Raw genomic sequence first — 14,111 nt, forward strand, 5'->3', positions numbered from 1 at the left:
TCTGATAACGAGTACCACGACTTGAATCCTTGAAGACCGGAAAAGGTAAAACAAAGACATTTGTTTCAACTATTCCGCGAAAAATCCTTTTTAGCGCGTAAAAATAAGACCTTGTAGAGTACAAACCTTTATATAAAAACACTATTATTAGACAATGATTTTAAATGAAAGTTCGATATCCTTGTTACGGTAAAATATGGAGCCGCTAAACGCGGCTCCATTAAATTATATCTTAAACAACTAGATTTTGTAAGTTGCGGTAAGGAAATGAGTCCAACCAGTAGTATCTAAACCACCCCAGAATTCATTCTTAAACGCGTTATCATTTAAGCCATATGCATGGTAGAAGTACTTACCACCATAACCTAGAGCAAAACGGTCTGTGTGATAATAAAGACCGAAGAATGCAGCTCCACCGTGTTCAGTGTTATTAAAGTCACCATCGGAATTTGTACCAGAATATTCTTCATCCATATCGAATTGGTAATCGACATAGCCTTGGAAAGATAGAAAGCTCTTATCTTCAAAGAAAACAAATGGCTTGAACCAGTTAGCCGAGAATTGGTAACCATTCCAGTCTTTACGGTTAATGTCATAAGCACCATAAAGGTTCATGCCAGTTTTACCTAACCATGGAACCATTACATCCGCACCAACACCCCAGAAAGACATGTTAACATCGCCAGCACCATTGCCATCTGTATTGATAGCGCCGCCACCCCAGTTAAATAGAGTAGATAAGTATACTTCTTGAACTGGGCCTAAAGATAAATCAGTACCCGTAATGGCATCAAGAGAAAAACGAGGAGCGAACTTCATGAACATTTTGCTCGCGCCGTCAGCTTTATCGCCTGAATCACTGTTACCTAAGTTGAACACATCAACATAACCATAGAGGTCAACAAAACCAGAACGACCGCCAAACTCCATTTCTAAATAGTTATGAGTAGCTTCATCTTCGTTTGCAATTGGATGCTCATCTATTGCATACATAATGTTAAACTGCATCCAATTATAATCGTTAGCATGAATGTCGCCAGTTTGCTCGGCAGCAGAAACAGTAAATGCAGAACCTGCTAGTGCAACTGTACTTGCTAATACTAAAGTATTTAATTTTTTCATCATCAACCCCATGTATATTATTTAACTATCTTCTTAGATAGCACTTCTTTTTAGTCATTCGTATCTTACCGTTACTGATATTAATCTCAATATTTAATCGATAAAAAACGAATACAAAATTCTATTTTGTGAACAATGTCGCGACTTTTTGTCTACGAATTGTTAACACTTTGACATTTTAATTTTGACTAGAGGTTTTAATGTATCCTCTTTTACAATCACTAAAACGGCATAACTTCGTATTGGGAAACGGTGGATTAACACAAAAATCAATAACAACATTGTTACACACTGGGTCTTTAGTCTTTATGAATCTAAAGACCCAGTTTTTTGGGGGGGATACCCCCTGGACTTGCTCTTAGATAGCTAAGAATAGACCGGCTATTGTCGCGCTCATTAAGTTGGCAAGCGATGCGGCTATAACAGCACGAACACCAAGCTTAGCAAGGTCATGACGACGGCTTGGAGCCATAGCGCCTAGGCCACCTAGTAGAATTGCGATTGAAGACAAGTTAGCAAAACCACATAATGCGAATGAGATGATAGCTTGAGTTCTAGCAGTCATCGCAGCTTGTGTTCCTTCCACGCATAGTGGTAAGCCTTTAGCGACTTCACTAGCAACACTGGTACACGCTATAGCGGCATCATTAAGGTAAGGAGCAAAGTTTAGGTAAGCGACGAATTCGTTAACAATGATCTTCTGACCAATGAACGAGCCAGCAACCATTGCTTCATTCCAAGGCACACCGATAAGGAATGCTAAAGGCATGAACAAGTAACCTAAGATAAGCTCTAGAGTAAGGTTCTCAAAACCAACGAGTCCGCCAAGGCCGCCTAACATGCCGTTAAGCATGGCGATAAGACCAACGAAAGCAAGCAGCATTGCACCAACGTTAAGTGCTAAATGCATACCAGAAGCAGCACCAGCAGCCGCAGCGTCAATGACGTTAGCAGGCTTATCAGTGTCTTCAGGCAGATCGTCCATTTCGTTCTTAGTTTCTTCAGTCTCTGGGTGAATAAGCTTAGCCATTAATAGGCCACCTGGAGCTGCCATGAAAGAAGCTGCAACCAAGTACTCAATTTTAACGCCCATACCAGCATAACCAGCAAGTACTGCACCAGCGATTGATGCTAAACCACCCACCATGATGGCGAATAGCTCAGAGTTTGTCATAGTCGCAATGAAAGGACGAACAACAAGCGGCGCTTCAGTTTGACCAACGAAGATGTTTGCAGTAGCAGCCATAGATTCTGTACGGCTTGTACCTAGAGCCTTCTGAAGACCACCACCGATGAACTTAATAACCAACTGCATAATGCCAAGGTAATAAAGTACAGCAATCAAAGAAGAGAAGAAGATAATGACGGGTAGTACGCGAATAGCGAAGACGAAGCCAACACCATTTGAGAACATTGCGTCAGTACCTAGACCACCAAATAGGAAGTCGATACCAGCTTGAGAGTAACCAATAACATTGGCAACACCCATTGATACACCGCCAAGCACTTCTTGCCCAACGGGTACATACAATACGAAACCACCGAAAGCGGCCTGAATTGCTAGTGCACCCAAAACGGTACGTTTGTTAATTGCTTTTTTATTATTTGATAGTGCGAAACCTATCAATAGTAAGGTGACCACCCCTACTAAACTCATTACTATATCCATTAATCATCACCCTTTTGTTAACAGTTTTTTTGAATGTTGTTAACTCACCTAATTTCCGCTGATGATTATAACTGAGCGTGAAACGAAAAGCGTCGTTTTGATCAAGTTTTTAAAGTTTAATTTCAAACCCTTACAACATTAAAAAATATTTAACTTAAGGTGTTCATTAAAAAATAACTAAAGGTCAAACAGTTGCAAAGCATTACTATTCAACTGTTCTAATATACAGACAGTCGACTTTTCCTTTAAAAATGCGATCTCGGACACAACACGGGAAAGGATGAGTGGGGTGTTACGCGATTTTGGATGATCAAATGGCGCCATGCTAGGCGAATCAGTTTCCAATAAAAAATGTTCTAACGGTAAATTGACCACTGTTTCACGAAGCTTTTTTGCACTAGGGTTGAGTATTAAGCCACCAACACCTAATTTAAAACCGAGCGAAATATAACGTTTGGCAATGTCACTGTTACCATAAAAGCCATGCACAACGCCGCCTTTTGGCAGTCTAAAGTGTGCCAACATTGTCAGTAATTCTTGATGAGCTTTAACAGCATGTAAAATGACAGGTAATTGATAAGCTTTAGCAAGAGCTAACTGTTTATCAAGTAACAACAATTGCTTATCAGACCAATGATGTAATTTATCCAACCCACACTCCCCAACAGCCACCAAACGCTTATTTTTACTATGTTGTTGTAAAATTGCATCTAGCTTAATAATGGCCGCATCAATGTTCTCAGGCACGTACCAAGGGTGAATACCAAGCGAAAAAAAACAATCAAATTGTTGCGCTATTTGGATTTGCTTTTGCCATTGGTCAACCGACACACCCGGTAAAATTACCGACGTAATACCGCTACGATGCATAGCCTCAAACAGCTGTTCTCTATCATCATCGAACGCTGACATATCAAGATGAGCATGAGTATCAATCATAAGGTCACTGTTTTTCATTGGCACGATAAACCTGGTGCACTGTGGGTTCAGTTTTTGGTCTATCCATTTCAGGTTCGCTCAACCTTGGTACACAACTACGTTTATTTTCTAGGGTTAATCCCATGTCATCACACCATAAAATGTATTTTTGCCAAGGTTTGACAATAAATAGCTTAATAATAGCGTTAACCATCCTAATTCCCTCATAAAAACAATAATAAAAAAGGCGGCAAAGCCACCTTTTTTAACATCTCTGCAAAAACCATGTTAACAATTAGTGTTCACGCGTCTTAGTGAACTCAATGTCAGGATAGCGTTCCATGGATAAGTTTAGATTCACCATTGTTGGCGCAATATAGGTCAAGTTATTTCCGCCATCGAGGGCTAAATACTGACTACATTTACGCTGAAACTCTTCTAATTTACGCTCGTCTTTGCAATACACCCAACGAGCGGTACTGACACTGATACCTTCGTAAATAGCTTCAACGTTATATTCACTTTTTAAGCGTCCAACAACCACTTCAAACTGGAGTACACCAACCGCTCCCACAATGAGATCGTTAGAGTCAATGGGTCTAAAGACCTGTACAGCACCTTCTTCAGATAACTGAACTAACCCTTTAAGCAGTTGTTTCTGTTTTAAAGGATCTTTTAATCGAATACGACGGAACATTTCAGGGGCAAAGTTAGGCACACCAGTAAAACGTAATTTTTCGCCTTGGGTAAAGGTATCACCAATTCGCATCGTGCCATGATTATGTAGTCCAATAATGTCACCAGGATAAGCGGCTTCAGCACGACTACGATCCCCAGCCATAAAGGTCAACGCATCACTGACATTGACATCTTTACCAATGCGAACATGGTGCATTTTCATACCTTGCTCATACCGACCCGAGCAAACACGCATAAAAGCAACACGATCTCGGTGTTTTGGATCCATATTGGCTTGAATTTTGAAGATAAAACCAGAGAATTTTTCTTCATCAGGAGTGACATTGCGGACATCACTTTCACGAGGAAGCGGCTTGGGGGCCCATTCAACCATACCGTCCAGAATATGATCTACACCGAAGTTACCTAAGGCGGTACCAAAATACACTGGCGTAAGCTCGCCTTTTAGAAAGGCCTCTTGATTGAACTCATGTGAAGCACCCGCAACCAGTTCCATTTCTTCACGGATTTCAGCAGCATAAGAGCCAAGCACTTTGTCTAGTTCAGGATTGTGTAATCCTTTGATAATACGCTCTTCTTGAATAGTGTGACCCATACCACTCTGGTATAAAATAATTTCATCACGCAAAATATGGTAGACGCCTTTAAACTCTTTACCAGAGCCAATAGGCCAAGTGATAGGTGCGCAAGCTATCTTTAAAATAGCTTCGACTTCATCCATTAATTCAATGGGCTCACGAATATCACGGTCACATTTATTCATGAATGTCACAATCGGCGTATCACGTAAACGCGTCACATCCATTAATTTAATAGTACGATCTTCGACACCTTTAGCGGAATCAATCACCATTAAACAAGAATCGACCGCCGTTAGGGTACGATAAGTGTCTTCAGAGAAATCTTCGTGACCAGGAGTATCAAGTAAGTTGATTAGTGCGCCACCGTAAGGAAACTGCATAACAGAGGTGGTAATGGAAATACCACGATCTTTTTCCATTTCCATCCAATCAGATTTAGCATGTTGACCAGACTTTTTGCCTTTTACCGTTCCGGCCTTTTGTAAGGCGTTTCCGAATAAAAGTACTTTTTCGGTGATGGTGGTTTTACCCGCATCGGGGTGCGAAATGATGGCGAAAGTACGACGCTTGTCGACCTCAACGTTATTGCCTGACATGTTAACCTTGCACTAGCCGCTAAAAATGGGGCAAATTATACCGCCTATCGGCAGAATTGGCTAGGCAAAGTGTTTTTTAGCTTTTCAATGGTACTTGGGTAGACTGTTGGATCATATTTTTCATTTTAGCTAATTCAATTCTCGCATAACGATGCTCAACAAAATCATAAATATTAGTCGCTAACGTTAAACGATAAAAATTAGCAGCTTGCTGATATTGGCCATTTGCAGCAGCATGTTTAGCTAAGTAGAAATAAGCTTCACATAAGCGTTCAGCATATTCTTTTGGTTGAGACAAGCCCACTTTTGCAGCAGCAAATACTTGTTCTTGGTTGACGTTACCTATGTAAAAATCAACCAATATACTAGACCAATCTTCATCATTTAACTGTTCACGTTGTTGCGCCAAATTCACTAAAGCGGCATTTTTATCAACCGCAGCAGTCATCAAATAGAGCCAAAGAACCCGGTAACCATCACTAGGGTCTCGCGCATAAAATACTTTCATGTCGTCTACCGCTAATTCGTAGCGCTCGCCATAATATAATGCGATACCGCGATTTAAAAAGGCGTAATCATAATTAGGTGACAGTTCTAATACACCATCAAAGGCTTCATAAGCACTATCGAACTCACCTTCTTGAGTGTAGTAAATGCCCAGAAAGTTATAGGCATCAGCTAAATCGGGTTGTAATTTTAATGCCTGATGAAAATCAATTCTACCCAGTAAGCGTAGTCCGACACTGTCATAAATGACGCCACGATCGTAATGAAAACGTGCGCGTTGCTCGTCAGTTAACTCCATAGTAGCCAAAATCTCATTTAGCTTTGCCAGCGTCACTTCCAACTTATAGTCTGGCATGACAGGAGCGATAATCATCTGTCCCGCAATATTATCATTTGAACCTAACGTTGCAGTACACCCTGACAACAACATGCTTGCACCCACAACAACGGCAACGATTGTGGTGCGTAGTTTACATTCCATCCGCTTTACCTTATCAGGTTCTATTAATATTCAACATCATAGCAATCTGGCAATCTAAGAGCCATGCACATTACAGATTATTTTTCAGCACATAAAAAAAGGAGATCAAATGATCTCCTTTTTTGTGGTTAAACCGTTAAATTAGATTACTCAGCAGTTTCTTTCGCTTGAGCTTCTTTAATTGACAGTCTGACACGACCTTGACGATCCACTTCCATTACTTTTACAGCAACTTCTTGGTTCATTTCTAAATGATCAGATACATTTGCAACGCGCTCATCACTGATTTGAGAGATGTGTACTAAACCATCTTTACCTGGAAGAATGTTTACAAATGCACCGAAATCAACAATACGGATTACTTTACCGTTGTAGATGCGACCCACTTCAACTTCAGCAGTGATTTCTTCGATACGACGGATAGCTTCTTTCGTTGCTTCGCCATTCGATGATGCTATTTTCACAGTACCATTGTCATCAAGCTCAATCGTAGTACCCGTTTCTTCGGTTAGCGCACGAATTACCGCGCCGCCTTTACCAATTACATCACGGATCTTCTCTGGGTTGATCTTGATAGTGGTGATACGTGGAGCATGGGCAGAGATATCATCACGAGGAGAACCAATGGCTTGGTCCATCACGTTTAGGATATGAACGCGTGCGCCATAAGCCTGTTGTAGTGCGATATCCATGATTTCTTTGGTGATACCTTCGATTTTGATATCCATCTGCAATGCAGTGATACCATCACGAGTACCGGCTACTTTAAAATCCATGTCACCTAAGTGATCTTCATCACCTAAGATGTCAGAAAGTACAACGAAATCGTCGCCTTCTTTAACGAGACCCATTGCAATACCAGCAACAGAACTTTTGATTGGTACACCCGCATCCATTAATGCTAATGAAGTACCACATACTGAAGCCATTGAGCTTGAACCGTTAGATTCAGTGATTTCAGATACAACACGAATGCTGTATGGGAATTCTTCAGCAGAAGGCATCACTGCATTCATACCACGCCATGCTAACTTACCATGACCAATTTCACGACGCTTAGGTGAACCAACCATACCGGTTTCACCAACACAATACGGAGGGAAGTTATAGTGAAGCATAAAGCGATTAGTACGTTCGCCCATGATGCTATCAATCTTCTGAGCATCACGTTCAGTACCCAAAGTACAAGTGACTAGTGCTTGTGTTTCACCACGAGTAAACAATGAGCTACCGTGAGTACGTGGCAGTACACCCGCTAACACACTTAATGCGCGGATCATGTCTGGTTCGCGACCATCGATACGTGGCTTACCACTAATAATACGTCCGCGGACCACACTTTTCTCTAAGCTACCAAGTAGGGTGTCTACTTCACGACAATCTACATCTGGATTCTCTGCAACTAACGCCGCTTTCGCAGCCGCTTTAACAATACCGACTTGTATATAACGGTCTTGCTTGACTTCAATTTGGTAAGCGTCTGTCATGCCAGCTTCTGCAAGCTCTTTGATTTTAGCGACTAAATCTTGATCTTGAACGGGTGCAGTCCAATCCCATGTTGGCTTACCAGCTTCAGCTTTGAATTCACTGATAGCATCAACAACAACTTGCTGTTGATCATGACCGTAAGTTACCGCACCTAGCATGATTTCTTCTGCAAGCGCTTTTGCTTCAGATTCAACCATAAGTACCGCTGCTTTAGTACCGGAAACCACTAAGTTAAGCGAGCTTGTTGCAAGCAGGTCAACCGATGGGTTAAGTACATATTCGCCGTCGACATAACCAACACGCGCAGCACCTATTGGGCCGCTGAAAGGAATACCAGAAATAGCTAACGCGGCTGAGGTACCAATCATCGAAATAATATCTGGCTCGATTTGTGGATCAACCGATACCACAGTGATGATAACTTGAACTTCGTTTTTAAAACCGTTAGGAAATAAAGGACGAATAGGACGGTCAATGAGACGTGCAATCAGAGTTTCATCTTCTGAAGGACGACCTTCACGCTTAAAGAAACCGCCAGGAATTTTACCTGCAGCATAGGTTTTTTCTTGATAGTTAACCGTTAGCGGGAAAAAGCTACGGCTTAAGTCCGCAATTTTTTTACCAACGACAGTAACTAATACTGTGGTATCGCCCATGCTTGCTAAAACTGCAGCATCTGCTTGACGTGCCATAACACCTGTTTCTAAGGTGACGGTATGTTGACCATACTCAAAACTCTTTACAATTGGATTCACGTGACCCATTCCTTAATTTAATGACCTTTAATTACGCGCACAAGTATACTTCAATTAGGTTGAATAGTTAAATAGACGCGAGTTACAGAACGTAAAAATCGTTAAAATAATCATTTTCCTACGTGAGATCATTGAATTAAAAAATGATTTAGATGCTATAAAGCTAAGATTATCTCTACTAAGTGGCCTGATGTTCGATATTTGGTTGGATTATTGATGACAAGACAGATGAATTTGACTAAAGTCTTAGTTGATAATGTTAATTTTGTATGGGGTTAAACTATTCATTAGCCACGATGCGATTGATTTTTATTGAATATAAATCTTTTTGATTTTAGCATTTTGAGCTACAAAATTAATTTAGAAATAGTCACTTATATGACATGGAATAATATATGACGGCCCGTTTTAAGTCTCTTACATGGAAACAAACTAATTTAGTGGTTTTTACTGCTTTGTTTTTTGCAATTGCCATCTTTATTGTCGAAATTGCATTAGTTGTCATTACGACTAAACAACAACTTACTGCTGAACAACAAGAACTGCTCAATTCTGTCGAACAAATTACCACCAATTCGGTATGGTCTTTAGATGATAAACTTGCCAGCCAAACACTTGAAGGCATTATCAAAGTAGATAATGTTGGTTCTGCGGTGATTGAACTTGATGATGGGTCATTATTTGTGTCGGAGGCAAATCAATACGCTGCGTTCCCAAATAGCTACATTTCGTTAAGTAATCGTCTATTTGGTGATCTAAAAGAGATCTCCCGTCCGCTATATCGACCATTCTATTTTGAAGACAATAAACAACAGCAGCTGATTGGCACGCTGACGATTTTTTACGACACACAAAAACTCACCGCTAAACTATTTAACCAGTTACAACTAGGGTTAATTGCAACTCTGGCTCGCGCATTACTGCTCACACTGGTATTAACCGTGGTGTTTCATCGTTTTCTCACTCAACCCATCGCTCGCATTAGTGAAGCCATCGATAAAATTGATCCTGACTATCCCGATGAAAACTTATTGCCCATGTCAAAAGCACATAAAGATGATGAATTAGGGCTAGTAACCAGTAAATTTAACCAAATTTTATTACAGTTCAGCCAAACTCAGAACAAGCTGCGCAAAATGGCTACGCGAGATCCACTCACAGGGTTACCAAACCGGACATTATTATTAGAAACATTGAATGTCACCATTCAGCGTTCACGCGTTCATAAACGCAATTTTGCGTTACTCTTTATTGACTTAGATCGATTTAAAAATGTAAATGATTCATTAGGCCATGCAATCGGTGATCAATTCCTAGCGCGTATTGCACGTATTTTAGAAAGAGTGGTTGGTGATAGAGGCAGCGTGGCTCGTTTAGGCGGTGATGAATTTGTGATTTTAGCAGATGAAATCCAAACCCCTTCACAAGCAGCTGATTTTGTTGATAAGTTACTTATTCAATTAAATACTCCAATTCAACTTAATGAACATGCAATTCATCCAGCGGCTTCTATCGGCATATCGATATATCCTGAAGATGGTACCACTGCAGAGGATTTAATTCGTCATGCCGATATAGCAATGTACAGCGCTAAAGCGGCTGGATCGAATCAGTGGTCCTTCTTTAAGCAACAAATGACCGATCGCGCTGCGGTGAGATTGCGCACAGAAGCGTCGTTACACGATGCATTAAAAAACAACGAATTCTTATTGTATTTTCAACCTAAATTTGATCTAAAAACCAATAAAGTAGTGGGATGTGAAGCCCTTATTCGCTGGCAAAAAGACGGTCGTTTAATCAGCCCGATGTCGTTTATCCCTGTTGCGGAAGAAACCGGTATTATCATCCCTATCGGACGATGGGTCATAGAGCAAAGCTGTAAAGTCATTAGAGATTGGCAACGTAAATTCAATTATGAAATCCCCATTGCAGTGAATGTGGCATCACAACAATTTGCAGATGCTAGTTTAGTGCCTGATATTAAGCAATTGGCAATACGTTATCAAATACGTCCAGAATTGCTTGAAATAGAAATTACAGAAACGTCACTCATGAATGATGTTGAGCAAGCTATTACCAAGTTAGAACAGCTGAAATCAGCTGGCTTTGGCATTGCGGTCGATGACTTTGGTACCGGATATTCTTCATTGTCATATTTGCGCCACTTACCGATTACCACAATGAAAATTGATCGTGCATTTGTGAGTGATCTTCCACAAGATAGCGCAATTGCGTCGACTATTTTAATGCTTGGCCGTCAACTTGATTTGACCATTGTTGCTGAAGGTATTGAAAATATCCAACAACTTGAATGGCTCAAAGACAATCAATGTGAAATTGGCCAAGGTTTTTACTTCAGCCAGCCGCTGCCATTAGCAGAGTTTGAAGAAAAATATATTGCCTGCAATACCGCAAAAATATTGCATGTTTAAACGCAATTTATTAGCCACAGTAATCTGATGTAATCACTGTTAATTGTCACGATACAGTTAACAGTGATTGGCCTTAAGACAGCTTCGAGATTGATCTCAATTTAAATCACTGCAGTTACACTGAATACGTCCCAACTATAGCTATTTTCATATCCATACTCTACAAACTCATTTTGGTATCTGCTCTCTCATGAGCTTGGGCAAGCTGTTTTTATATAATTATATTGTAATAAAACATCGAGATTAACAGCCGTTGCGATTAGGGTAACCTAGTCTGGAGGATCACCACGACACTAATAAGATAAGTATTTGAAGGCAAAATGTGAGTCGCAATACACTGGCCTAATATCCATTAATGTCATTTATTATTGATAATAGCTTAACTTACCTCCAACTTAGGTTAATCACAGAGTTATTAGCGGGAGGGATAAATAAATGTGTTACATAGGTTAAAGTCTGAATATTTCACCTGTCTCATATCAAAATGGTCATTTGTGTTGCGAACAAAGCGACTTCACGTGTTAATAGCTGGGTAATAGCTGGGTTAATCGCGGGTCTATTGCCATTCAATGCAACCTAGATAGCGGCACAAAGCACAGTTTGATTACCTTTTATTATCCTGTTCTAGAGGTTAACGTACAGTGCCTGACACTTTGCAGTCTAATACAAGGCAGCATTAAACCGAGTCAATACCCTGTAAAATCGGGTTCTACGCTGGTAATGCTTTACGAAATACATCTATAGGAAACAACCACAATTTGTACATCCAAACCTTAGTGATTACTGAGCAAGTGTTGGGCCCTATCTATGGGAACTGTATTAATACAGATTAGAAAAACCAAAGTATCGATAAGTGCAAAAACGACTGAAAAATGATTATTAGAGGGGTTTAACAAAGCGATAAGCTTTTTTTAACCCATAAAAAAGGAGGCCAAAGCCTCCTTTTTTACGGTTTAATCTACTTACAAACGTAAGCAGGACATCGAATTAACGACGTAAACCTAACTTCTTGATCATAGCAGTGTAACGAGCTACGTCAGTACGCTTTAAGTAAGCAGAAAGCTTACGGCGTGCATTAACCATGCGTAATAAACCACGACGAGAGTGGTGATCATGGATGTGCTCTTTAAAGTGACCTTGAAGGTGGTTAATTTGAGCAGTTAACAAAGCTACTTGAACTTCAGTTGAACCTGAATCGTTTTCGCCGCGACCAAAATCAGCTAAAATTTTTGCTTTTGCTTCAGCACTTAGTGACATGTGTATCTCCAAAAAAAGTAAATGTATCTCTAGCCGATCACTAACTCAGCCAGAGCGAGCGCAGTATTTTAACCAGATTGATGGTTAACCGCAATATAAATTCAATTATTTATCTGTAAAGCAGTCTTTAAAGCCAACTGACTACTCTGTTGGATCATTGTCGTGTATCACAATCAAGCGTTTTGGTGCTAATAAACCATCATCATTCATGGTACCAATACCAACAAACCGACGTTCATCGCCAATAGTGATACGAACCAATTCATTAGGTTTAAGACCCGCAGCTTGAATCGCTTGTCCTTGCATAACGTAATACAGCATCGCTTGTGGCAAATTAATTTCAGCGAAATTAGCCACTGCGGTATCCATTGGCAGTAATAACGGATCCATCAAGGTCTTAGGCGCAACATCTTGCCTATGAGCTTGCTCAAGTAACGCTTCTAATTGTGCTAAGGTAACCATTTTTTCATACGGGTATTCGGCAACTTGAGTACGACGCAACATAATAACATGTGCTCCACATCCAAGCATTTCACCTAAATCATCAATAATGGTCCGTATGTAAGTCCCTTTAGAACAATGAATATCTAGCGTTAATTCATCACCTTCAAGCTTAATAAAGTTTAGCTCAAATACGGTGATAGGCCGCGACTCACGTGGAATTTCAATTCCCTCACGGGCATATTTATACAAAGGTTGACCTTGGTATTTTAATGCCGAATACATTGACGGTATTTGTTGAGTCGTTCCTCGGAAAAACGCAAGCTTCTCATCAAGTAATTCTTGGGTAATGTTAATAGGGCGCGTTTGTACGACTTCCCCATCTGAGTCACTAGTATCAGTACGTTCACCCAATTTAGCCGTCACGAGATAGCGTTTATCCGCTTCTAATAAATGCTGAGAGAACTTCGTCGCTTCTCCAAGGCAAATAGGCAACATACCCGTTGCTAACGGGTCTAAAGCACCTGTATGGCCCGCTTTATTGGCATTAAAAAGACGCTTAACTCTTTGCAGGGCAAAGTTAGAACTCATGCCAGTATCTTTATCGAGTAATACGATTCCGTCGATGAAGCGACCTTTAGGGCGACGAGCCATTAATCTTGCTCCTTGTCACCGTCAACAGACTCGCTGTTCTCAGAGACTTCTGGAATAGAATGTTGCTGCGTTTCACCGTCAACCGACTCGCTGCTATCGTAGGCTTCTGGAGTAGACTGTTGCTGCTTGGCTTTATCTTTGTTGATCACTTGCGTCACTAGGTTAGACATACGCATGCCTTCAACCAGTGAGCTATCATAGATAAAACGTAATTCAGGCATGACGCGTAATTTCATGCGCCCAGCAACCAAAGTACGGACATAAGGTGCCGCAGCAGTAAGTGCATCAATTTTTTGTTGGACAAGTTCAGTGTCTTCTTCATAGAAGGTCACAAACACTTTTGCATAACTCAAATCACGAGAGACGTCGACGTCGTTTACTGTGACAAAACCAATGCGAGGATCTTTCATATCGCGTTGCAACACCATTGCAAGTTCTTGCTGGAGTTGTTGTGCAATACGGCGTGTACGACTAAATTCTTTTGCCATGATGATATGCCATATCGTTAGGT

Annotated in this window: 11 protein-coding genes; 1 reads left to right on the forward strand and 10 read right to left on the reverse strand. The window is 40.6% G+C overall.

All coding sequences use genetic code 11. The features are described from left to right. Positions 1-240 precede the first annotated feature (240 nt). The 7 genes from CXF80_RS08735 to pnp form a co-directional block, all read right to left on the reverse strand. Positions 241-1,122, reverse strand: a complete 882-nt coding sequence (locus tag CXF80_RS08735) for a nucleoside-specific channel-forming Tsx family protein (protein ID WP_198554820.1) — start codon at positions 1,120-1,122, stop codon at positions 241-243. 358 nt (positions 1,123-1,480) lie between these two features. Continuing rightward, a complete protein-coding gene (locus CXF80_RS08740) occupies positions 1,481-2,791 on the reverse strand; it encodes a NupC/NupG family nucleoside CNT transporter (RefSeq protein WP_101032507.1) in 1,311 nt (436 codons plus the stop codon). Positions 2,792-2,968: 177 nt separating this feature from the next. After that, positions 2,969-3,730 carry a TatD family hydrolase gene (locus tag CXF80_RS08745; RefSeq protein WP_101034725.1) on the reverse strand — a complete coding sequence of 254 codons (762 nt, stop codon included), beginning with the start codon at positions 3,728-3,730 and terminating at the stop codon, positions 2,969-2,971. Between the two features lie 4 nt (positions 3,731-3,734). Then, a complete protein-coding gene (locus CXF80_RS08750; RefSeq protein WP_101032508.1) occupies positions 3,735-3,923 on the reverse strand; it encodes a hypothetical protein in 189 nt (62 codons plus the stop codon). Between the two features lie 81 nt (positions 3,924-4,004). Next, complete coding sequence (gene prfC / locus CXF80_RS08755; protein WP_101032509.1) at positions 4,005-5,585, reverse strand: peptide chain release factor 3; 1,581 nt, start codon at positions 5,583-5,585, stop codon at positions 4,005-4,007. A 76-nt stretch (positions 5,586-5,661) separates the two neighbouring features. Then, positions 5,662-6,573: a lipoprotein NlpI gene (gene nlpI / locus CXF80_RS08760; protein WP_101032510.1), complete on the reverse strand. Its 912-nt coding sequence runs from the start codon at positions 6,571-6,573 to the stop codon at positions 5,662-5,664. Between the two features lie 146 nt (positions 6,574-6,719). Further along, positions 6,720-8,816, reverse strand: coding sequence for a polyribonucleotide nucleotidyltransferase (pnp, locus tag CXF80_RS08765; protein WP_101032511.1), 2,097 nt, complete (start codon positions 8,814-8,816; stop codon positions 6,720-6,722). A 395-nt stretch (positions 8,817-9,211) separates the two neighbouring features. On the opposite strand from pnp, the gene CXF80_RS08770 reads away from it, so the two are divergent. Then, on the forward strand, positions 9,212-11,248 hold the full coding sequence (locus CXF80_RS08770; RefSeq protein ID WP_101032512.1) for a putative bifunctional diguanylate cyclase/phosphodiesterase: 2,037 nt from the start codon (positions 9,212-9,214) through the stop codon (positions 11,246-11,248). Positions 11,249-12,235: 987 nt separating this feature from the next. Here the strand turns inward: CXF80_RS08770 and rpsO are convergent. The 3 genes from rpsO to rbfA form a co-directional block, all read right to left on the reverse strand. Beyond that, positions 12,236-12,505, reverse strand: coding sequence for a 30S ribosomal protein S15 (gene rpsO, locus CXF80_RS08775; protein WP_101032513.1), 270 nt, complete (start codon positions 12,503-12,505; stop codon positions 12,236-12,238). A 141-nt stretch (positions 12,506-12,646) separates the two neighbouring features. Continuing rightward, positions 12,647-13,600: a tRNA pseudouridine(55) synthase TruB gene (truB, locus tag CXF80_RS08780; RefSeq protein WP_101032514.1), complete on the reverse strand. Its 954-nt coding sequence runs from the start codon at positions 13,598-13,600 to the stop codon at positions 12,647-12,649. Further along, positions 13,600-14,088: a 30S ribosome-binding factor RbfA gene (rbfA, locus tag CXF80_RS08785; protein ID WP_232772070.1), complete on the reverse strand. Its 489-nt coding sequence runs from the start codon at positions 14,086-14,088 to the stop codon at positions 13,600-13,602. The genes truB and rbfA overlap by 1 nt, the downstream gene beginning before the upstream one ends. Positions 14,089-14,111: the final 23 nt, after the last annotated feature.

The organism is Shewanella sp. Actino-trap-3 (genome assembly GCF_002836275.1).
Taxonomy (GTDB): Bacteria; Pseudomonadota; Gammaproteobacteria; order Enterobacterales; family Shewanellaceae; genus Shewanella; species Shewanella psychromarinicola.